This is a genomic window from Caulobacter sp. Root343 (assembly GCF_001425745.1).
Taxonomy (GTDB): Bacteria; Pseudomonadota; Alphaproteobacteria; order Caulobacterales; family Caulobacteraceae; genus Caulobacter.
On the sequence record NZ_LMDF01000001.1, the window covers coordinates 40,062 to 58,471 of the forward strand.

24 protein-coding genes and 1 other RNA gene are annotated in these 18,410 nt (G+C 68.5%); 14 read left to right on the forward strand and 11 right to left on the reverse strand.

Going from position 1 to position 18,410, the window contains the following annotated elements; all coding sequences use genetic code 11:
- The first annotated feature begins 160 nt into the window (after positions 1 to 160).
- Complete coding sequence (locus ASC70_RS00180) at positions 161 to 751, forward strand: hypothetical protein (protein WP_156396086.1); 591 nt, start codon at positions 161 to 163, stop codon at positions 749 to 751.
- Here ASC70_RS00180 and ASC70_RS00185 read toward each other — a convergent pair.
- The gene (locus ASC70_RS00185; protein ID WP_056045172.1) at positions 748 to 1,428 is read right to left on the reverse strand and encodes a thioredoxin family protein; all 681 of its coding nucleotides are present in this window, start codon (positions 1,426 to 1,428) and stop codon (positions 748 to 750) included. The two genes, ASC70_RS00180 and ASC70_RS00185, sit on opposite strands and share 4 nt — an antisense overlap.
- 211 nt (positions 1,429 to 1,639) lie before the next feature.
- Between ASC70_RS00185 and ASC70_RS25215 the strand changes: the two genes are divergently transcribed.
- Positions 1,640 to 1,795: a hypothetical protein gene (locus ASC70_RS25215; RefSeq protein WP_082009406.1), complete on the forward strand. Its 156-nt coding sequence runs from the start codon at positions 1,640 to 1,642 to the stop codon at positions 1,793 to 1,795.
- A 3-nt stretch (positions 1,796 to 1,798) separates the two neighbouring features.
- Here the strand turns inward: ASC70_RS25215 and ASC70_RS00190 are convergent, their stop codons facing one another.
- The gene (locus ASC70_RS00190) at positions 1,799 to 2,263 is read right to left on the reverse strand and encodes a DUF1203 domain-containing protein (protein WP_056045176.1); all 465 of its coding nucleotides are present in this window, start codon (positions 2,261 to 2,263) and stop codon (positions 1,799 to 1,801) included.
- Between the two features lie 150 nt (positions 2,264 to 2,413).
- Between ASC70_RS00190 and ASC70_RS24710 the strand changes: the two genes are divergently transcribed.
- The 4 genes from ASC70_RS24710 (at position 2,414) to ASC70_RS00205 (ending at position 6,099) form a co-directional block, all read left to right on the forward strand.
- Positions 2,414 to 2,527, forward strand: a complete 114-nt coding sequence (locus tag ASC70_RS24710; RefSeq protein WP_156396101.1) for a hypothetical protein — start codon at positions 2,414 to 2,416, stop codon at positions 2,525 to 2,527.
- The gene (locus ASC70_RS00195) at positions 2,484 to 4,091 is read left to right on the forward strand and encodes an ABC-F family ATP-binding cassette domain-containing protein (protein WP_056045179.1); all 1,608 of its coding nucleotides are present in this window, start codon (positions 2,484 to 2,486) and stop codon (positions 4,089 to 4,091) included. Before ASC70_RS24710 ends, ASC70_RS00195 begins: the two co-directional genes overlap by 44 nt.
- Positions 4,092 to 4,124: 33 nt before the next feature.
- Positions 4,125 to 5,411 (forward strand): DUF3422 domain-containing protein, encoded by a 1,287-nt coding sequence (locus ASC70_RS00200; protein WP_082539785.1) that lies wholly within the window; start codon positions 4,125 to 4,127, stop codon positions 5,409 to 5,411.
- 91 nt (positions 5,412 to 5,502) lie between these two features.
- On the forward strand, positions 5,503 to 6,099 hold the full coding sequence (locus ASC70_RS00205; protein WP_235519190.1) for a methyltransferase: 597 nt from the start codon (positions 5,503 to 5,505) through the stop codon (positions 6,097 to 6,099).
- On the opposite strand, the gene ASC70_RS00210 is transcribed toward ASC70_RS00205, so the two are convergent.
- The 3 genes from ASC70_RS00210 to ASC70_RS00220 are packed head-to-tail and all read right to left on the reverse strand — an operon-like array spanning position 6,096 to position 7,997.
- Entirely contained in the window at positions 6,096 to 6,545 is a 450-nt protein-coding gene (locus ASC70_RS00210; protein WP_056045187.1) for a hypothetical protein, read from the reverse strand. The genes ASC70_RS00205 and ASC70_RS00210 overlap by 4 nt on opposite strands.
- Before the next feature lie 4 nt (positions 6,546 to 6,549).
- A complete protein-coding gene (locus ASC70_RS00215; RefSeq protein ID WP_047412353.1) occupies positions 6,550 to 6,885 on the reverse strand; it encodes a rod-binding protein in 336 nt (111 codons plus the stop codon).
- Entirely contained in the window at positions 6,885 to 7,997 is a 1,113-nt protein-coding gene (locus ASC70_RS00220) for a flagellar basal body P-ring protein FlgI (RefSeq protein ID WP_056045190.1), read from the reverse strand. Before ASC70_RS00220 ends, ASC70_RS00215 begins: the two co-directional genes overlap by 1 nt.
- A gap of 231 nt (positions 7,998 to 8,228) precedes the next feature.
- Between ASC70_RS00220 and ASC70_RS00225 the strand changes: the two genes are divergently transcribed.
- Both ASC70_RS00225 and dksA read left to right on the forward strand, forming a co-directional pair.
- Positions 8,229 to 8,663, forward strand: coding sequence for a flagellar assembly protein FliX (locus ASC70_RS00225; RefSeq protein ID WP_047412360.1), 435 nt, complete (start codon positions 8,229 to 8,231; stop codon positions 8,661 to 8,663).
- A 213-nt stretch (positions 8,664 to 8,876) separates the two neighbouring features.
- Positions 8,877 to 9,305, forward strand: a complete 429-nt coding sequence (dksA, locus tag ASC70_RS00230) for an RNA polymerase-binding protein DksA (RefSeq protein ID WP_047412362.1) — start codon at positions 8,877 to 8,879, stop codon at positions 9,303 to 9,305.
- 227 nt (positions 9,306 to 9,532) lie between these two features.
- Here dksA and ASC70_RS00235 read toward each other — a convergent pair whose 3' ends face one another.
- Complete coding sequence (locus ASC70_RS00235; protein ID WP_056045193.1) at positions 9,533 to 10,147, reverse strand: pyridoxamine 5'-phosphate oxidase family protein; 615 nt, start codon at positions 10,145 to 10,147, stop codon at positions 9,533 to 9,535.
- A gap of 52 nt (positions 10,148 to 10,199) precedes the next feature.
- Positions 10,200 to 10,562 carry a response regulator gene (locus ASC70_RS00240; RefSeq protein ID WP_056045194.1) on the reverse strand — a complete coding sequence of 121 codons (363 nt, stop codon included), beginning with the start codon at positions 10,560 to 10,562 and terminating at the stop codon, positions 10,200 to 10,202.
- Positions 10,563 to 10,738: 176 nt separating this feature from the next.
- On the opposite strand from ASC70_RS00240, the gene ASC70_RS00245 reads away from it, so the two are divergent.
- Both ASC70_RS00245 and ASC70_RS00250 read left to right on the forward strand, forming a co-directional pair.
- Positions 10,739 to 11,536 carry a crotonase/enoyl-CoA hydratase family protein gene (locus tag ASC70_RS00245; RefSeq protein WP_056045198.1) on the forward strand — a complete coding sequence of 266 codons (798 nt, stop codon included), beginning with the start codon at positions 10,739 to 10,741 and terminating at the stop codon, positions 11,534 to 11,536.
- 2 nt (positions 11,537 to 11,538) lie between these two features.
- Positions 11,539 to 12,201 (forward strand): DUF3052 family protein, encoded by a 663-nt coding sequence (locus ASC70_RS00250; RefSeq protein WP_056045202.1) that lies wholly within the window; start codon positions 11,539 to 11,541, stop codon positions 12,199 to 12,201.
- A gap of 91 nt (positions 12,202 to 12,292) precedes the next feature.
- Here the strand turns inward: ASC70_RS00250 and ASC70_RS00255 are convergent, their stop codons facing one another.
- The 4 genes from ASC70_RS00255 to ASC70_RS00270 form a co-directional block, all read right to left on the reverse strand.
- Positions 12,293 to 12,490 (reverse strand): hypothetical protein, encoded by a 198-nt coding sequence (locus ASC70_RS00255; RefSeq protein WP_056045205.1) that lies wholly within the window; start codon positions 12,488 to 12,490, stop codon positions 12,293 to 12,295.
- Positions 12,491 to 12,501: 11 nt separating this feature from the next.
- On the reverse strand, positions 12,502 to 13,443 hold the full coding sequence (locus ASC70_RS00260) for a hypothetical protein (RefSeq protein ID WP_156396087.1): 942 nt from the start codon (positions 13,441 to 13,443) through the stop codon (positions 12,502 to 12,504).
- Positions 13,444 to 13,457: 14 nt separating this feature from the next.
- Entirely contained in the window at positions 13,458 to 13,826 is a 369-nt protein-coding gene (locus ASC70_RS24715) for a hypothetical protein (protein ID WP_156396088.1), read from the reverse strand.
- 77 nt (positions 13,827 to 13,903) lie between these two features.
- Positions 13,904 to 15,484, reverse strand: coding sequence for a flavin-containing monooxygenase (locus tag ASC70_RS00270; RefSeq protein WP_369815089.1), 1,581 nt, complete (start codon positions 15,482 to 15,484; stop codon positions 13,904 to 13,906).
- 59 nt (positions 15,485 to 15,543) lie between these two features.
- Here ASC70_RS00270 and ASC70_RS00275 point away from each other — a divergent pair, with 59 nt between their 5' ends.
- The 4 genes from ASC70_RS00275 (at position 15,544) to rnpB (ending at position 18,263) form a co-directional block, all read left to right on the forward strand.
- Positions 15,544 to 16,437: a DMT family transporter gene (locus ASC70_RS00275; RefSeq protein WP_056045217.1), complete on the forward strand. Its 894-nt coding sequence runs from the start codon at positions 15,544 to 15,546 to the stop codon at positions 16,435 to 16,437.
- The gene (locus ASC70_RS00280; protein ID WP_056045220.1) at positions 16,434 to 17,162 is read left to right on the forward strand and encodes an N-acetylmuramoyl-L-alanine amidase; all 729 of its coding nucleotides are present in this window, start codon (positions 16,434 to 16,436) and stop codon (positions 17,160 to 17,162) included. The genes ASC70_RS00275 and ASC70_RS00280 overlap by 4 nt, the downstream gene beginning before the upstream one ends.
- Positions 17,162 to 17,764: an FMN-binding negative transcriptional regulator gene (locus tag ASC70_RS00285; RefSeq protein WP_056045223.1), complete on the forward strand. Its 603-nt coding sequence runs from the start codon at positions 17,162 to 17,164 to the stop codon at positions 17,762 to 17,764. The genes ASC70_RS00280 and ASC70_RS00285 overlap by 1 nt, the downstream gene beginning before the upstream one ends.
- Before the next feature lie 101 nt (positions 17,765 to 17,865).
- Positions 17,866 to 18,263, forward strand: an RNA gene (gene rnpB / locus ASC70_RS02540) — RNase P RNA component class A.
- Positions 18,264 to 18,410 lie beyond the last annotated feature (147 nt).

Genomic DNA, 18,410 nt, shown 5'->3' on the forward strand with positions numbered 1-18,410 from the left:
CTTGGCCATGTTCGCGCCTCGAAAGGGGCGCTATCGAAACGCGTTTTGGCGCCCAAGCTTAACTTGAGGTGGCGGGCGCATGGGACGGGGCGGGCGGACCCGGCGATGGATCGCCGCGTCGGGCGGGGTCTTGATCAATGGTCTGATCCTAACGGCCCTGGTGCTGGTCGAGCAGGCGCCGCCGGTGATGGAGGAGCAGCCGGTCATCATCCTGGACCTGGAACGGCCGCAGCGGCGAACACCATCGCGATCGCCATCGACAGCCTCGCGCGCGGCGTCGACCTTCCCGAGATCGAGCGTCGAAGCGCCAGCGCCGTCCGTCGCCGAAACCGGAGAACCCGCCGAGCCGGCGCCGGCGCCATCCGAGATCGATCCAGCCTGGCGCATCGATCGCCAGGCCCTCGACCGCCAGCGGTTGACCGAAGGCGCGCCAGCCGCGAACTGGGGACGCTATCATCGCGCCTGCATGGGCCTAAGCAGCGAACATCTGACACCCGATGAGAAGGCGCGCTGCCAAGACAGCTGGAGCGACCGGAAGGACAGACGCCCATCGCCCAACTTCATCGGTCCGGTCGACGAAACCAAATGGGAGACGCCCGAGCCGAAGGTCCCGTCGCGCTACGACAAGGACGCCGTGCGCAAGCAGCGCTGCCGAGACTACCACCGAGGGCGGACGCCCGGCTTCAGCGAGCGCAACCTCGCCTCCACCGGCAGCCCGCCGCCCCGCCTGCGCGACGGTGGTTGCTTCTAGTCCAGCCGCGCAGCGGCCAGGATCGGACCGCCGTCCGGCGTCTGGACCAGCACCGCCGTGCGATAGGCGGGATCGGGCGACGCCGGCGGGGCGAAGCTCACAGCCGCGCCATTCCAGCCGCCCAGGCGGGTCAGCTGCCGGACGATGTCGCGATGGGGCAGGGTCTTGCCGCCGTTCTCGCCGCGCCGGATCGACACCTGCTGGACGCGGGGATCGTAGCGCACCAGCCAGACGTCGGCGGTCCCTCGCGGGGCGCGGCCGGCGGCGATCTCGATACGGCCCGAGGCGCTGGCGATGCGGGTGTCGCTGGCTGGCCGAGCGCGGCGCAGGGCGGCCTCGACCTGGCGCGGGTCCATGCCGACGAGGCTGTCGCGACCCTCGACCACCATCTCCGGAGTGCCCAGCTGGGCGCCCAACGCCCGGGCATAGACCCTCTGCCGATCGGTATAGGCCTTGGTGGCGAAGGTGTCCTTCCAGCCCAACTGGTCCCAGTAGGTGACGCCGAAGCTGAGAGCCAGCACGTCGGGGCGGCCGGCGATGGCGTTGAGGTTGGCGTTGGCCGGCGGGCAGGACGAGCAGCCCTGGCTCTGGAACAGCTCGACCACGACCGGACGGTCGGCGGCGACAGCCGGCGCGGCGATGGACAGCAGGGCGACGGCGGCGAGCACGGGGTTCATGAGAAACCTCCTGAATAAGTTACTGGAGGTGAGTACGAAGCGGCGAAGGCCAAGGTTACAGCGACGGGCGATTAAAGGTGGCGATCGCGCCGGCGCCTGAGCGCCTGGCGTTCGCACTCCTTAAACCTTGTTTGGAAGCGTGATCTTCAGTCCACGCATGGTCTAACCGCGATGATCGGGCGGGGGCTCGAACCTCTGGAAGGAGCGAGCCATGGCCAAGAAGGCCGCCAGCGCCAAGCAAGGCGCCAAGCTGGACGCGTTCGACGCGCTGAAGGCGAAGCAGCGCTCGATCATCATCGACATGATGGTGTTCTGCGGCGGGATCGGCTCGCTGGTCTGGGTGCTGCGCGAGATGGCGTCGACCTAAACCCTAGGCTCTATCGATCCGCGCGGCGTAGCAGCCCCACTTGGCGTAGTGGGCGTGCAGATAGGCGATCTGCGGATCCTCGAACAAGATCGCGATCAGGGCCTCGGCCCGAGCGCCCTCGACGATGTCGGCTGCGCGCATCATGCCCTCTCGGTCGAAGGCCCGCAGGGACAGCAGGCGGCGGCGCAGGGCCGGCGGCATCACGTCGACCGTGGCGACCGGCTCGACGCCCTGGCGGATGAAGATGGCGTGGCTGGCGCGGAACGGCGTCGGCGCCGGCTGGTGCTCGTAGTTGACCAGGATGAGGGTCTCGCCCGGCTGGGCGTCGTCCAGGCTGACGCGGCAGGGAAAGCCCAGCGGCGCGTCGGCGACCACCCGGCGGGCGCCGTGGGCGGCGAGCGCTTCGTCGTCCATCGCGAATAGCGGGGCGAACGGTTCGGCGGGCAGGCTGGTGACGGCGTAGGCCATGGACGGCTCCTCTCTGTAGGCTTCATCCTCGCGCCGCCGGAGGATCGGCGACACCCGATCCTTGCGGTCTTTGCTCCCCAATGGGACTCCCCATTGGGGCTCAGCTTGCAGAACCGCGTTCGCGGGCGTAGAAGCCGCCCCTTTCCACCGATGGAGGCTCCCATGATCAGCAAGCCGGAAGACCGTTTCGTCCTTCCCGTTTCCCTGACCGTGGGGTCGCATGTCCTTCGTCACCCTGGATTCCGTTTCCGCCGCCACGCCTGACGGCCGGCTTCTCTTCGACAACCTGAACCTCGCGATCGGGGCCGAGCGCATCGGCCTGGTCGGGCGCAACGGCGTGGGCAAGTCCAGCCTGCTGGCGCTGATCGCCGGGTTGCGTCCGCCGCTGTCCGGAACCGTCACACGCTCCGGGACCGTCGCAACGCTGGAACAGACGCCGGACCTGTCGCCCGGCGCGCGGCTGGTCGACCTGCTGGGCGTGGGCGCAGACTGGAACCGTCTCGCGCGGATCGAACGCGGGGAGGGCGATGAGACCGACCTGTCCGACGCCGACTGGGAACTGCCGGCGCGGCTGGACCAGGCCTTGGCCGACGTCGGCCTCTCTGGCCTCGAGCCCGAACGGCCGGCGACCGCGCTGTCGGGCGGCCAGGCGACCCGCGCCGGCTTGGCGCGCCTGCTGATCGCCCAGCCCGACGTGCTGCTGCTGGACGAGCCGACCAACAATCTCGACGCCGAGGCGCGGGAGACCGTCGGGCGCGTGCTGGCCCGCTGGCGCGGCGGGGCGGTGGTGGGCAGCCACGACCGGAGCCTGCTGCGCGGCATGGACCGGATCGTAGAGCTGTCGTCCCTGGGCGCGCGCTCGTACGGCGGCGGCTGGGACCTCTATGCCGAACGAAAGGCGCTGGAGGCCGAAGCGGCCCAACGCGACCTCGACCACGCCGAGCGCGAGGTCCGCCGCGTCGCCCGCGAGGTCCAGATCGCCCGCGAGCGCAAGGACCGCCGCGACGCGGCCGGCAAGCGCTTCGCCGACCGGGGCGGGACGCCGAAGATCGTGCTGGGGATGATGGCCGAGCGGGCCGAGACCAGCGGCGCCCGCGAGGGCAGGCTCGCCGACAAGCTGGCGACCCAGGCGGCGGAGGCCAAGGCCTCGGCCGAGGCGCGCGTCGAGCGCGCCCGGACCCTGGGCTTCGAACTGCCGTCCAGCGGCCTGCCGGAGGGGCGGACGGTGCTGGCCTTCGACGAGGTCGCCTTCGCCTGGCCCGACGGGACGCCGGTGGTCGCGGGCCTGTCGTTCCGGCTCGTCGGGCCCGAGCGGGTGGCGGTCTCCGGTCCGAATGGGGCGGGCAAGACGACCTTGATCCGGCTGACGACCGGCGACCTGTCACCGATCGCCGGCGACGTGAAGGTGTCGGTCCTCGTCGCTCTACTGGACCAGCGGGCGGCGCTGCTGAACGACGACGAGACGATCCTCGAGAACTTCCGCCGGCTCAATCCGAACGCCAGCGTCAATGACGCCCACGCGGCCCTGGCCCGGTTCCTGTTCCGCAACGTCGCCGCCCACCAGATCGCCGGGACGCTGAGCGGCGGCGAGCGGCTGCGGGCGGCCCTGGCCTGCGTACTGTGCGCCGCCGTGCCGCCGCAGCTGCTGATCCTGGACGAGCCGACAAACCACCTGGACCTGGCGTCGATCGAGGCCGTCGAGGCGGCGCTGTCCGGCTATGACGGGGCGCTGCTGGTGGTCAGCCACGACACGGACTTTCTCGAGGCGATCGGCATTGAGCGGACGATCGCGCTCAAACCAGGTGACGCCGCCAGCGATCTTCGCTAACTCTATGTGACCGGTAACATCGGCCTTGATCCGATGATCCGGAAACGCAGGGAAGACGAGATGGACGGCGGTCGGGACCACCCGCTTCGCGTGACGCTGAGCGAACTGATGCACCTGCGGGCGCTGCCGCTGGACCGCGCCCCGGTCCGCCTGCGCCAGTGGGTGTTCCTGGTCGAGCCCGAGCAGCGGGCGGCGGAGACGGCCTTCGTCACCCTGTTCGCGCCGGGCCAGGATCCCGCCGCGGGCCGAGTCGTGGTCACGAACGAAGAGGGCGGCTGGCTGTGGGAGCGCCACCAGGAGTTCTCGACCTGGACGGGGTTCGCGTACGGACCGCTGGGCGGCGAGCTGGGTTTCGAGACCCGACCGGAGGAAAGCGCCTTCTGGCTGGACGGCGCGCCGGGCCAGGTGTTCCGGGGCGTCGAGATCTCGGTCTCGGCCCCTAGGGGAGAGCCGCCGACCGACGCGGCGTTGCGGCGTCATATCGACCTGGCGCGCTGCGTCTCGTGCGAGGTGTTCGATGGCGCCGCGCGGATCTGGACCGACTTTCGGCTGCGCGAGGGCGGGACCGGCCGCATCCATGTCCACAATATCAGCCTGGCCAATGACGAGGTCTCGCGCCTGGTCCAGACCCTGCTGGAGATCGGCAACTACCGGAAGCTGGCCTTGATCGGCTTTCCGCCGGCCCGCGAGCTGCTGGCCTGGCTGGACGGCGCCGAAGCACGGCTCGCGGCCATCACCAGCGGCCTGGCGGCCGGCGAGGACAGCCAGAGCGTCCTCGACCACTTGCTGGCCCTCTCCGCCGAGATCGAGCTGCGGGCGGCTGACAGCCGGTTCCGGCGCGGTGCCACGGAGTCCTACCACCGCCTGACCCTGGACCGGCTGGAGGCGCTGCGCGAACGGCGGGTGGCGGGCCACTCGACCATGAGCGAGTTCATCGCCCGGCGCCTGTTGCCGGCCATGCGCACGCGCGAGGCGGCCGACCGGCGGCTGGACGACCTGTCGCTGCGGGTGGCGCGCAGCGGCGACCTGCTGCGCACCAAACTCGGCCTGGCCCAGGACCGTCAGAACCAGGAGACCCTGCGCGGCATGGACGCCAGCCTGCAGCTGCAGACCAAGCTGCAGGGCCTGGTCGAGGGGCTATCGATCTTCGCGGTTGGCTACTACGTGCTGGGCCTGTTGGGCTATCTGCTGAAGCCCTGGCTGCACGGCTGGCCGGGCGGCGGCGAGCGGGTGCTGTCGGCCCTGGTCCCGCTGGTCCTGATCGCCGTGGCCGCCAGCCTGCATCGGCGCAAGAAGCGGCTGATCGACGAGGGACGCTAGCGCGGCCGTCGCCCGCGGCCTAAGGGAACGCGCGATCACGACGAAAGACGCTCGCCTGGACCTCTCCGCCTTCATCCAAGATCGCCTGCCGTTGGAGCCCGTCCCGGGCGTGCCGGAGATCCGCCTGCACCGCGCGGGACCGCGCAGCGGGCTGATGCGGCTGGCCGAGGCCGATCCGGACTTCGGCTCTCCCTATTGGGCGCGGCCGTGGGGCGGGGGCCTGGCGCTGGCGAGGCATGTCCTGGACCATCCCGGCGTCGTCGCCGGCAAGACCGTGCTGGACCTCGGCGCGGGCTCGGGCCTGGTGGCCATCGCCGCCGCCCTGGCCGGCGCCGGCGCGGTGCGGGCGGCTGACGTCGATCCCTACGCGGTGGCGGCCACGCGCCTGAACGCGGCCGCCAACGGCGTCGCGGTCGAGGCGGTGCAGGGCGACTTGACGGCGGGCGCGCCGCCGGAGGTCGCGCTGATGCTGGTGGGGGACCTGTTCTACGACGCGGACCTGGCGGCGCGGGTCACGGTCTTTCTGGAGCGCTGCGTCGCGGCCGGAATCGAGGTGCTGATCGGCGACCCCTGGCGCGCCTTCCTGCCGACCGGCCGCCTGCGGGTCGTGGCCGAATATCCGGTGGCCGACTTCGGCGACCCCGACGGCGCGGCGCGGGCCGCGGCGGTGTTCGCGCTGAAAGCCTAGGCCTTCCGGTTCAGCGTGATCGCCGCGCCGTGCTGCGGGCGGTCGTTGATCATCGCGCCGGCGCCGTAGGTGGTGGCCGGAGCGGCGCGCTGGTTGGCGATTTCCTGGGCCACGGCGTGGACCAGACCCTCGGTCACCGTCTTGGCGGCGGTCACCGCGCGCGCTTGACGGGCCAGGACCGCGTCGAAGGCCTCCGTGGCGCGCATCAGGCGCTGGCGCAGTTCGGGCCGCGCGGCTTCGACCAGGGAAACATTGGCCCGCACCCGCATCGACTCGTGCCGGTAGACATTGGCCAGCTTGGCGGTCTCTTCGACGTACTGCGCCGCCTCGTGCGGGCGGTGGGTCTCGAAGGCGTGCGCCTCCTTGGCGATCAGGTCGGTCAGGCGTTCGGTCAGCAAGATCAGCTGGTGGACACGATCGTCGGCGTCGATGGCGGCGATGGCCATGGGGCTACTCCTTCAGACCTTGGAGTTTCAGCATTTCGCGCTGGATGGTGGAGGCCAGGCCGATGCCGCCGGCCTGGGTGACCTGTCTGGACATGGCGTCGGTCAGCACCGACTTGAACATCGCCTCGCCCTGGCCGCCGCCGAACGGCTCGGGGGCTTTCACCCCCTCGAACATCTGCTGCATCATCACCGACATGAACGAGCTCTCGAAGCTCTTGGCCGTGTCGGCGATCTTGGCGCGCTTGGCCTTTTCCTCGACCGAGGCGACGGCGCTCTTGGCGGCCGCGGCGACGGTGTCGATCTTGGCGGCGACGCCGGTCAGGGCGGAGAGGGCGCTCATCACATCACCTCGATGTCGGCTTGCAGGGCGCCCGCGGCCTTCACGGCCTGCAGGATCGAGATCATGTCGCGCGGCGTGACGCCCAGGGCGTTGAGGCCACCGACCAGGCTCTTGAGCGACGGCGAGCCGCCCAGGGTGATCAGCTTGCGGCCCTTCTCCTCATCGACGCTGACCGTCGACTGCGGGATGACCTTGGTCTGGCCTTGGCTGAACGGGGCCGGCTGGCTGACGGCCGGGGTCTCCTGGACCGAGATCGTCAGGTTGCCCTGGGCGATCGCCACCTGGCTGATGCGGACGTCGTCGCCCATGACGATGACGCCGGCCACTTCGTCGATGACCACCTTGGCCGGGGAGTCGGGCTCGACCTCCAGGTTCTCGATGTTGGTCATGAAGCTGATCATGTCCGTGCCGGCGGGCGCGCGGGTGGCGATGATCGTCGGGTTCTGGGCCTGGGCGCAGCCGGGGAACTTGCTGTTGATGGCGTCAGCGATGCGGCGGGCGGTGGTGAAGTCCGGATTGCGCAGGGTCAGGCGCATGATGTCCATGTTGACCATCTGGAAACCGGTCTCGCGTTCGATGACGCCGCCGCCGGCGATGCGGCCAGCGGTCGGCACGCCCTTGGTGACCGAGCTGCCCGAGGCGCCGCCGGCCGAAACCGAACCGGTCTGCACGGTGCCTTGCGCCACGGCGTAGGTCTGGCCGTCCGCGCCTTGCAGGCTAGTGACCAGCAGGGTGCCGCCCAGCAGGCTCTTGGCGTCGCCCATGGTCGAGACGGTGACGTCGACCTTGGAGCCCGCCGCCGAGAAGGCCGGCAGGTTGGCGGTGACCATGACCGCGGCGGTGTTCTTGGTGTTCAGGTTGCCGTCGCGGACATTGACGCCCTGACGCTCCAGCATCGCCTCCAGGCTCTGCTTGGTCATCGGCGCGTTGCGCAGGCTGTCGCCCGAACCGTTCAGGCCGACGACGATGCCGTAGCCGATCAGCTGGTTCTCACGAACGCCCTCGAAGGCGACGATGTCCTTGATCCGCGACTTGGCGAACGCCGGGCCCGCGACGAGGGCGGAGACGGCGGCGAAGGCGATCAGAACGGTGCGAAAGAATGAACGCGGCATGGTGGTCCCGTGGCGGGGAGACGTCCCCGCGCCGCCCCATGCCAGAAGCGGGCCAGTTTCCCGAATGCCCTCAGGGCCTTGTGACTCAAGGGATTCCGGATTCGGCGGTGGTCCGACTGGCGCCGAACGGCAGAATCTGCCCGGCATTAACCATACTTCAAGCGCGCGGCCCGATGATGATCGTGCGATGAGAAGAGTGACTCGCGCGCAAGAGCTTTTTGGAGCTGTCGGATGAAGGTTTCCAGCACGGGGGGCGTAGGAGCGACTGGCGCGTCGCGCGCCAGGCCCACCGGCGGTTCATCGGGTTTTTCCCTGCCCTCGGTCAACGCCGCCAGCGGCGCGGCCAGTACGGCCTCGGTCGGCGGCCTCTCGGGAGTTGGCTCGGTCGACGCCCTGCTTGCCCTGCAGGAGATGGGCGCGGTCGGCAACCCCTTGGAGCGCAAGCGCCGCGCGGTGCGTCGCGCCGAACACATCCTGGACCTGCTGGGCGACGTGCGGATCGCGCTGATCGACGGCGACATCTCGCACAACACCCTGGACCGACTATCGAAGGCCATCCGCGAGCAGCGCGACAGCACCGACGATCCCGGCCTCGAGGGGATCCTCAACGAAATCGAGACGCGGGCCGCCGTCGAGCTGGCCAAGCTGCAAGTGCGGGGTGGCTGAACATGGCCGGGGCGGGGATCAAGAACGCTGTTCGATCCTGCCACGCTTGGCTTTCCCACGCGTTTTACATTTGTCGCCGCCGCGATCGCGGGCCTGGCGTGCGTGCCGCGCGAGCTAAACGCGCCACTCACGCGAGGTTCATTGAACGCGGCTCACCTTTTGCTATAAGCACGCAGCCTTCGAGGGCTGAGTTCATTGGGGCGTGAGGCGTTGATGCAGACGGCCACTGTTCTAGTAGAAAAATCGGACTACCGTCCTTCCGAGGACGAGCCTTTTATGAACGACCGACAGCTTGAGTATTTCAAGAACAAGCTGCTGGCCTGGAAAGAAGAGATCCTTCGCGAATCTCGCGAGACGGTCTCCCATCTCCAGAAAGAAACCGAGAACCATGCCGATCTGGCTGATCGCGCATCCTCGGAAACCGACCGGGCTCTTGAGCTCCGTACTCGCGACCGCCAACGGAAGCTGATCTCCAAGATCGACCAGGCCCTGCGCCGCGTCGAAGACGGCTCCTACGGCTATTGCGAGGAAACGGGCGAGCCGATCGGCCTGGCCCGGCTGGACGCCCGCCCCACGGCGACGCTCAGCCTGGAAGCCCAGGAACGCCACGAGCGCCGCGAACGCGTCCACCGCGACGACTGACGCGCCTCTTTCGGCGACTGATGTGTTTTCGAGCGGCCCTGGGGGAAGCCCCGGGGCCGCTTTTGTGTTGGGCTTTTCTCCTCCCCCTCTGGGGGAGGGGGACCGCCGAACGGCGGTGGAGGGGCCCTGGGCGGTGTCAACGCACGACCGCTTCGCGGACCCCCTCCGTCTCGATGCGTATTCGCATCGATCCACCTCCCCCTAATGGGGAGGAGGGAAATCTTTCCTCACCACAGCGTCTTCGCCGCGCGCTCCGGCCAGGTCTGGTCGTACGTCTCGCCGCCGACCTCGCCGGCGGTGACCGCCGCTAGCATCGCGCCGGCCGTGGGCAGGGCTTTAGGATCGACTTGGCTCTCGACCTTCCAGAGGCCCGAGCGGACGATAGCGCGGGCGCACTGGAAATAGGCTTCCTCGACGGTGACGACCGTCACCGTGCGCGGCGGCTTGCCGTCGACGGCGAAGCTGTCCAGCAGGGTGGGATCGGCGCTGAGCACCGCCCGGCCGTTGACGCGGAAGGTCGTGCCCGAACCGGGGATCAGGAACAGCAGGGCCACGCGCGGGTCGCGGACGATGTTGCGCAGGCTGTCGGTGCGGTTGTTGCCGCGCCGGTCGGGCAGCATCAGGGTGCGCGGATCGGTGACGCGGACGAAGCCGGGTAGGTCGCCGCGCGGGCTGCAGTCCAGGCCCTCGGGACCCACCGTGGCCAGGGCCACGAACGGCGAGGCCTGGATCAGGGCCGCGTAGTGCGGCGTGATGTGATCGGTGACTTTGACGGTCGAGGCGGCGACCGGCACCGGCTGATACAGCGCCTCTAGAGCCTCGAGGGTGGTGATCTCGTGCATCGCGTCCTCCCGTCGGTCACGCTTGTAGCGGCTGGGCGGGGGAGGGACAATGTCAGGCTGCGGACGCCCTGGCGCAGGCCTCGGCCAGGATGCGGGCCGAGATCGGCTTGTCGACGACGGGGGTCAGCCGTCCCTTCAACTGGTCGGCGTTGCCGGTGACGTAGACGACCGGAATGCGGCCCAGCTGACGCTGGATGGCCTCGACCGCCTCGACGCCGGTGCCGCCGACGATGCGGTAGTCGGCGGTGATCAGGTCAGGCGGATTGGCGAGAGCCAGGGTCAGCGCGTCGGCGGCGCTGTCGGCTATATCGAAACTCGTGAAGCCCTGTTCCGCCAGCAGAGCTTCGACCTCGAACGCGACGAGGATTTCGTCCTCGATAATCAACACGTGTCGGGCCTTCGCGTGCTCGGTCATCGCCGCAGCCTTCTCTCTCGTCCCAGAAGCCATTTCAATGTCGGGTCAGGCCGTCGCGCCAGTCGCGTTTTCGTGATCAGTGTGAACGCACTGGTTGTATCGGCCGCCCTGGCTGCGTCGCGGCGGAAAGCAGGCTATGGAAGGGAAAACCGCAAGAAGCAACCGGAGCGCCCCTTTTGTCCCTGATCCTCACCGAGAAGCGCGGCCACGTCGCTATCCTCACCCTGAACCGACCCGAGGCGATGAACGCCCTGGGCGCGCCGGGCGACGGCGACCGGGTGGCGGCCGCGTGCGAGGCGATCAATGACGACCAGGAGATCCGCTGCGTGATCCTGACCGGCGCGGGCAAGGCCTTCTCGGCCGGCGGCGACGTCAAGGCGATGAAGGCCCGCGAGGGCGCGTTCGGCGGCAACGGCGTGGCCGTGCGCGACGGCTATCGCAAGAACATCCACCGCATCGTCCGGGCCATCTACGGCCTGGAGGTTCCGTCGATCGCGGCGGTCAATGGAGCGGCCATCGGCCTGGGCTGCGACGTGGCCTGCATGACCGACATCCGGATCGCCGCCGACACCGCGCGGTTCGGCGTCACCTTCTTGAAGCTGGGCTTGATCCCCGGCGACGGCGGGGCCTGGCTGATGCCGCGCACGATCGGCATGAGCCGGGCGGCGGAGCTGCTGTTCACCGGCGACGTCATCGACGCGGCCAAGGCCGCCGAGTGGGGCCTGATCAGCAAGGCCGTGCCGGCCGACACCCTGATGGACGAGGCCCTGGCCCTAGCGACGCGGATCGCCGCCCAGCCGCCGCACGCCCTGCGCATGGCCAAGAGCCTGCTCAAGCACGGCCAGACCGCCAGCTACGACACCCTGATGGAGATGAGCGCGGCCGCCCAGGCCATCGCCCACCACACCGAGGACCACATGGAAGGCGTCGACGCCATTCTCGAAAAGCGTCAGCCGACGTTCAAGGGCGCTTGAGCATGGGCAAGGAAGCAAGCGGCGTCTGGGGCCAGCTGTCCGACGGCGAGAGCGAAGGCAAGCTGCTGTGGGAGCCGCCCAAGCTGATCTTCCGCGGCGCCTATCGCGGCATCTACCAGGGCCACGCCCTGAAGAACGTGCGGACCGAGGGCGACGATCTGGTGCTGAGCGACGGCACGCGCTTCACGCTCGCGCCTGGCCAGGCCGAGAAGTGGGTCCACGCCATCCTCAACCCGCCCACGCGCCTGGACAAGCTGGGCGTGAAGCCCGGCATGACCGTGGTGGTCGACGGGGTCGAGGACGCCGAGTTCCTGGCCGAGCTGTCCACCCGCGTCGAGCCGGTCGCGGCCGACGAGGCCGATGGCGTCGATATCCTGTTCCTGGCCGCCGACGACCTGGCCGACCTCGACCGGCTCGAGGACCTGATGTGGACGCTCGGCGACAAAGGCGCGATCTGGATCGTCTCGCAAAAGGGCAAGGGCGCGCCGCTGAAGGATACCGACGTGCTGAAGGCCGCCCGCGGCTTTGGCCTGTCCGACACCAAGGTCTGCGCCTTTTCCAGAACCCACACGGCGCTGCGGTTCGTGAAGCGCAAGACGCCGAAGGCCGCGCCGCCGGCGGTCCCGGTCGTGGCGGACGAGGAGGCGTTCGACGACGAGGACTAGGGTTTAGGCCCGCGCAACCGCGTCCTTGCGAGGTTCCGCCAGCAGGCGCCGTTGCCCGGCCTTGCTCCGATAGAAGAGCAGGGTGGACTCGTTATTTTCGCCCAATGACGATCCACTTGCTATTGGCGGCGTCCGTGCGCCCGCTGCTGTAGGAGCGCGCGTCGTAGACGAAGATGTCGATTTCATCGGCGGAGATGTCGTTCTCCGGAAAGCCCTGCCTGATTAGGACCTGGCGCGCGGTTTCGGCCTTCACGGGATCATCGCAGACATAGACGACTTGAGCGGACATCGTGGATTCCCTTAGTCCTGATTGGTCTGGGATGACGGAAGCGCGCCCGCGAGCAGCATGGCCGCGTGCGGGTCTTCATGGAGCAATCCGCGCAGGCCCTCGGCGGTCGTCTGGGCGGCATAGGTCGAGGACAGATCCGCGCCCTTGGCGTTGGCGGCGTCCAAGAGCGCCTTCAGCTTCTCGGTGTCCAAAGCGCCACCGGGCGCCACCGCGTTCATGATCGCCGTGGTGTTGTTCCTCTGGGCCTCCACGGTTTCGGTGGCCGTTTTTATCGCCTTCTGTTTCTGCTCCGGGGTCAGCGCCGCGCTTAGGGCTGACTCCGTGATTTCCCGGAAGATGGCCGACGTGTCGGCCGCCAAGGCCTCGGCGGCTGGGCCGGTCGCGAAGAACTGCCGGCTTGTCAGGCCGCTGCCCTTTGTCGCCGGCGCGGCGGCCAGCGTCACGGTGTCGATCGACGCCAGCACCGAGGGATAGACATACGTCTCGGTTTTCGCGTCCTTCTTCGTCAGTGGGATGTAGGAATATTCTTTGCGCTTGTACCCGAAGGTGAAGGCGTCCGGCGTCCCGGACGCATCGACCGCGACCTTCATGCCGAGGGAGGTCGTCGTCCCGAAGAAGATCATCCTCTTGGCCGCCGGAGCGCCCTCCAGCGTCGTGGGTCCATCCGGGGCCTTGTGACTTCCCGAAGCTTTCACCGCCGCTGCTCCCGTGGCGTACAGCTGTCGCACCTTGGGGTTCAACAGGCCGCCGCCGGTCTCGATGGACGCGATGACCGGAGGCGCCGCGCCGCTGGGGAAGGACGGCGCCAGATAGCCTTCCGTGCGGTCGTAGCCGACACTGGCCGACGCGGGTTTGCCTTCGACATTTACGCCAAAGGAGGCGTTGGTGACGAAGAGCACGCTGTCGGGCTTGGCGCATCCTGAGAGGACCGAAGCGGCGGCCAGCGCCGCCATGGCGGAAATCCGTTTCATGGAACGCTTCCTTTCGGGTCTTGGGTCGCGGCGCACACGGCCGGAACCTGGAGGTCGACGCAGGCGTGGTCCGACACGGCGAGCAGGCGGTCGTCGCGATAGCCGAGGGTGATGCTGCCGCCGTGGATGGGATCGCGCCCGACCGCCACGCCTAGGACCGTCACGCGAGAAGCCTGGGCGGGCTTGGACTGGTCGATGGCGACATTCATGAAGCCCACCACGTGGCGGACATTGTCGCGGTCGACGTAGCTGTAGGAAACGCAGCCCGACGTTCCGCAAGCGAGCGCCAGCGCCAGCGTGGTTCGGCCGAACCAAGGCGCGGGCGTACGAAGACCATGAGCATGCAATCGCGTGGCGCGCGTCATCGGCGTGTCCCCCAACCGCCAGGGCTCACAACGCCGCCCAGAACGGCGAAATTCGCCGTTAACGGGTATTGTTAAGGTTATGCAGCCCTGGCGTCAACTCGGGTCTTCCGCCCGAATTCCATGACCCCGTCCTCGACCTTGCCCAGGCGCAGGGCGGCCAGGTCGAGGGCGTAGTTCTGGTGCACCTTCCAGGGCTTGCGCAGGCCCTGCTTGGGGAATTGACCGATCGAGCGGGTGACATAGCCTGAGGTGAAGTCGAGCCACGGCGCGACCTCCATCTCGCCGTCGACGCGCGGCGCGCAGTAGTCGGTCCGCGTCCGGCTCATGTGGTTCAGCAGGCGGCAGACATATTCGCTGGTCAGGTCCGCCTTCAGCGTCCAGCTGGCGTTGGTGTAGCCGAACGCTGACGCCAGGTTCGGTACGTCGCTGAACATCATGCCCTTGTAGCTCATCGACTGGGACAGGTCGGCGACCTTGCCGTCGACCACGACCTCCATGCCGCTGAGAAGCTGCATCTGCAGGCCGGTGGCGGTGACGATGATGTCGGCGTCCAGGGTCTTGCCCGACGTCAGCTGGATGCCGGACTCGGTGAAGGTCTCGATGTGGTCGGTGACCACCGAGCTCGTCCCGGCCTTGATCGAGTCGAACAGGTCGGCGTCCGGCACCAGGCACAGGCGCTGGTCCCACGGATTGTAGCGCGGGGTGAAATGGGTCTCGACGTCGTAGTCGGGGCCCAGGTGCTGGCGCACCAGGCCCAGCAGCTGCTGCTTGATCTTCTCGGGCTTCTTGCGCGCCAGGTTGAAGAACAGCATCTGCATCAGCACGTTCTTCCAGCGGGTGATGCCGTAGGCGGTCATGGCCGGCAGCTTGGACCGCAGCCAGTTGGCCACGCCGTCCTCGGCGGGACGCGAGACCACATAGGTCGGCGAGCGCTGCAGCATGACGACGTGGCCGGCGGTCTTGGCCATTTCCGGCACCAGGGTCACGGCCGTGGCCCCGCTGCCGATCACCACGACCTTCTTGCCGGCATAGTCGAGGTCCTCGGGCCAATGCTGTGGGTGGACGATGCGGCCCTTGAAGCGCTCTGCGCCCGGGAAGTCGGGCGTGTAGCCGGCCGAATAGCGGTAGTAGCCGGCGCACATGTAGAGGAAGCCGCAGGTGAACGTGACGGTCTGGCCGTCATGCTCGGCCTCGACGGTCCAGGTCGCGGTCTCGGTTGACCAGCGGGCGCGCTTGACCAGATGGTTGAAGCGGATGTGGCGCTCGACGTCGTGCTCGCGGGCGGTCTCGCGGACATAGGACAGGATCGAGGGGCCGTCGGCGATGGCCTTGGCGGCCTTCCACGGCTTGAACGAATAGCCCAGGGTGTACATGTCGCTGTCGGAGCGGATACCGGGATAGCGGAACAGGTCCCAGGTGCCGCCGATCGCCGCGCGCCCTTCCAGGATCGCGTAGCTCTTGCCGGGGCAGTTGCGGGTCAGGTGATAGGCCGCGCCGATCCCCGACAGACCCGCGCCCACGATCAGTACGTCGACATGTTCCATGCGCGACCAGTCCTCCCCGGCGCCCGACGGTTGACCCGGCGTAGCGGTATGTGAACAGTGTTCACGAACAAACGACCGTTTTGACCGAACGTCAACCGCGACGAGCCGCCCGATGCCGCGGTTTCGGCGGTTTTGATTGCGGACGGAAGAGGCGGGGGCTTAAGCGGTATTTCATGTCCCTTCGCGACTTCGGCGTCCTGGTCCTCGTCTGCCTGGTCTGGGCCAGCAACAACATCATCTCGAAGATCGTGGTCGCCCACTGGGGCGTGCCGCCGCTGTTCTACGCGGCGGTGCGCTTCTCGCTGGTCGCCCTGGCGACGCTGCCGTGGCTGCTGCCGGCCCCGAAGCCGACCTGGCGGATCGTGGTGGTGGCGCTGCTGATGGGGGCGGGCAACTTCGCCCTGCTATTCATGGGCTTCAAGACCGCCTCGCCATCGGCCGCCTCGGTGGTGATTCAGCTGGGCGTGCCGTTCACGACGCTGCTGTCGGTGCTGATGCTGGGCGAGACCATCCGCTGGCGGCGGGGCCTGGGCATGGCCCTGACCCTGGCCGGCGCGGTGACGGTGATGTGGAGCCCGCACGGCCTGGAGCTGTCGCCCGGTCTCTGGCTGATCGTCGCGGCCGCCTTCGCCGGGTCGCTGGGGGCGGTGATGATGAAGCAGGTCGAGGGCGTCAAGCCCTTACAGTTCCAAGCCTGGGTCGGCTTCTGCTCGCTCTGGCCGCTGGCGGCGATGAGCGCCGCGATCGAGCCGGGCCAGGTCGCGGCGGGGATCCACGCCGGCTGGCCGTTCGTGGCGGCGGTGGTGTTCTCGGCCCTGGTGGTTTCGGTCGTGGCCCATACGGCCTATTACGGGCTGATCCAGCGCTACGAGGCCAACCTGATCGCTCCGCTTACCCTGCTGACGCCGCTGTTCACCATCGGCCTGGGCGTCATGGTCACCCACGACCATTTCGACCTGCGGATGGGGGTCGGCGCCGGCCTGGCCTTGACCGGCGTTCTGATCATCGCGCTTCGGCGGAATCAGGTCATGCCGTTGCTGATGTCGATCCGGAACCGCGCCCAATGAGCGTCACCATCATCGAGGCCCCGTCGCCCAATTTCGACGCCCGCAAGGCGGTCCCGGACATGGTGGTGCTCCACTATACGGGCATGGAGACGGGAGAGGCCGCCGTCGAGCGGTTGCGCGATCCGGAAGCCAAGGTCTCGGCCCACTACTGCGTCGAAGAGGACGGCCGCATCTTCCGCCTCGTGCCGGAAGAGCGCCGGGCCTGGCACGCGGGCGCCGCCTTCTGGAAGGGCGTCAAGGACATCAACTCGGCCTCGATCGGCATTGAGATCGTCAATCCCGGCCACGAGTTCGGCTACCGGCCGTTCCCCGAGGCCCAGATCGCCGCGGTGATCAACCTGTTGGCCGACGTGCGCTCGCGCTGGATGATCCCCGACAGCCGCATCCTCGGCCATTCCGACGTCGCTCCGGCCCGCAAGATCGATCCGGGCGAGCTGTTCCCGTGGAAGCGCCTGGCGCAGAGCGGTCATGGCCTGTGGATCGAGCCGGCCCCGTCGCCCGGCGCGCCGCTGGGCCAGGGCGAGGAGGGGACCGGGGTCTTCGCCCTGCAGGCGGGCCTGACGCGCCTCGGCTTCGACTGCGCCCCCACCGGCAAGTACGACGAGTGGACCGCCACGGTCGTCTCGGCCTTCCAGCGTCACTGGCTGCAGAGCCGCTTCGATGGCATCGCCGACGGCGAGACCCGGGCGCGCCTCGTGGGCCTGCTGCGCGCGGCGGCCGACTGATGCACCCGGCCCAGGCCTTTCGGGTCGAGGACCGCGCGACCCTGCGGGATTTCATCAGCGCCCACCCGTTCGTGACCCTGGCCGCCAGCGTCGGCGGCCGGCCGATCCTGGCCCAGGCGCCGGTGGTGATCCGCGACCTGGACGGCGAGCTGGCCCTGGACTTCCACCTGTCGCGCGGCAACGCCTTGACGCCGCACCTGGTGCGAGGCTTCCGCGCCGTGATGCTGGCGACCGGCCCCGACGCCTATGTCAGCCCCGGCTGGTACGAAAGCGCCGACCAGGTCCCGACCTGGAACTACCTGTCGGTCGAAGCCGAGGGTTCGGTCGCGCCGCTGGACGAGGCGGAGCTGGTCGCCCTGCTGGACGACCTCTCGGCCCAGGAGGAGGCGCGTCTCCTTCCGAAGAAGCCCTGGACCCGTGGCAAGATGAGCGACGGCCGTTTCGAGGCCATGCTGCGCGGGATCGCCGGCGGGCGGCTGTTCGTCGAACGGCTGGAGGGGACGTTCAAGCTCTCGCAGAACAAGAGCGACGCCGATCGGCTGGGCGCGGTGAAAGGGCTGGGGGATCATCCGATTGCGGGGATGATGCAAAACCTCCCTTAAATCCGACCTCCCCGGAAAGGCCGGGGAGATCGGATGTTTATTGACGTTTCAACAGCGGGTTGTTGACGTTTCAACATCACCCCTTCAAACACCGTCCCGGACCAGATGGTCGGGCGGTCGCGGTCTTCGCAAGAAGGTCGAGGAAAGTCCGGGCTCCACGGTGACAAGGCGGTGGGTAACGCCCACCGGGAGTGATCCCAGGGATAGCGCCACAGAAAGCAAACCTCCTCCCTACGGGGCGGGAAGGGTGAAAGGGTGGGGTAAGAGCCCACCGCGGACCTGGCGACAGGGACGGCATGGCAAGCCCCGCCTGGAGCAAGACCGAATAGGGACCCCGCGCCGGCCTAGCGTCGGATAGGCCGTCACTGGCCGAGAGGGTCCGGGTAGGTCGCGAGAGCCGTCCAGCAATGGCCGGCCAAGAGGAATGATCGTCGCCGTCTCGCCCTTCTTCGGATCGGGAGAGGCGGAACAGAACCCGGCTTACAGACTGTCTGGTCTCTCTAGCTCCTCCCCCGCGATGCGGGGGAGGTGGCCCAGAGGGCCGGAGGGGGCAAGCTGGGCATGGGCCGCATTAGCTCCCTCAGTCGCTCCGTGACAGCTCCCCCGCATCACGGGGGAGCATCTTACTTTCCCACACCCAATGACG

Excerpts from the sequence above, each read along its gene's own strand:
- ASC70_RS00185 (WP_056045172.1), bottom strand. The coding sequence starts at position 1,428 with ATGAACCCCGTGCTCGCCGCCGTCGCCCTGCTGTCCATCGCCGCGCCG.
- ASC70_RS25215 (WP_082009406.1), top strand. The coding sequence starts at position 1,640 with ATGGCCAAGAAGGCCGCCAGCGCCAAGCAAGGCGCCAAGCTGGACGCG.
- ASC70_RS00190 (WP_056045176.1), bottom strand. The coding sequence starts at position 2,263 with ATGGCCTACGCCGTCACCAGCCTGCCCGCCGAACCGTTCGCCCCGCTA.
- ASC70_RS24710 (WP_156396101.1), top strand. The coding sequence starts at position 2,414 with ATGGAGGCTCCCATGATCAGCAAGCCGGAAGACCGTTTCGTCCTTCCC.
- ASC70_RS00195 (WP_056045179.1), top strand. The coding sequence starts at position 2,484 with ATGTCCTTCGTCACCCTGGATTCCGTTTCCGCCGCCACGCCTGACGGC.
- ASC70_RS00200 (WP_082539785.1), top strand. The coding sequence starts at position 4,125 with ATGATCCGGAAACGCAGGGAAGACGAGATGGACGGCGGTCGGGACCAC.
- ASC70_RS00210 (WP_056045187.1), bottom strand. The coding sequence starts at position 6,545 with ATGGCCATCGCCGCCATCGACGCCGACGATCGTGTCCACCAGCTGATC.
- ASC70_RS00215 (WP_047412353.1), bottom strand. The coding sequence starts at position 6,885 with ATGAGCGCCCTCTCCGCCCTGACCGGCGTCGCCGCCAAGATCGACACC.
- ASC70_RS00220 (WP_056045190.1), bottom strand. The coding sequence starts at position 7,997 with ATGCCGCGTTCATTCTTTCGCACCGTTCTGATCGCCTTCGCCGCCGTC.
- ASC70_RS00225 (WP_047412360.1), top strand. The coding sequence starts at position 8,229 with ATGAAGGTTTCCAGCACGGGGGGCGTAGGAGCGACTGGCGCGTCGCGC.
- dksA (WP_047412362.1), top strand. The coding sequence starts at position 8,877 with ATGCAGACGGCCACTGTTCTAGTAGAAAAATCGGACTACCGTCCTTCC.
- ASC70_RS00235 (WP_056045193.1), bottom strand. The coding sequence starts at position 10,147 with ATGCACGAGATCACCACCCTCGAGGCTCTAGAGGCGCTGTATCAGCCG.
- ASC70_RS00240 (WP_056045194.1), bottom strand. The coding sequence starts at position 10,562 with ATGACCGAGCACGCGAAGGCCCGACACGTGTTGATTATCGAGGACGAA.
- ASC70_RS00250 (WP_056045202.1), top strand. The coding sequence starts at position 11,539 with ATGGGCAAGGAAGCAAGCGGCGTCTGGGGCCAGCTGTCCGACGGCGAG.
- ASC70_RS00255 (WP_056045205.1), bottom strand. The coding sequence starts at position 12,490 with ATGTCCGCTCAAGTCGTCTATGTCTGCGATGATCCCGTGAAGGCCGAA.
- ASC70_RS00260 (WP_156396087.1), bottom strand. The coding sequence starts at position 13,443 with ATGGCGGCGCTGGCCGCCGCTTCGGTCCTCTCAGGATGCGCCAAGCCC.
- ASC70_RS24715 (WP_156396088.1), bottom strand. The coding sequence starts at position 13,826 with ATGACGCGCGCCACGCGATTGCATGCTCATGGTCTTCGTACGCCCGCG.
- ASC70_RS00275 (WP_056045217.1), top strand. The coding sequence starts at position 15,544 with ATGTCCCTTCGCGACTTCGGCGTCCTGGTCCTCGTCTGCCTGGTCTGG.
- ASC70_RS00280 (WP_056045220.1), top strand. The coding sequence starts at position 16,434 with ATGAGCGTCACCATCATCGAGGCCCCGTCGCCCAATTTCGACGCCCGC.
- ASC70_RS00285 (WP_056045223.1), top strand. The coding sequence starts at position 17,162 with ATGCACCCGGCCCAGGCCTTTCGGGTCGAGGACCGCGCGACCCTGCGG.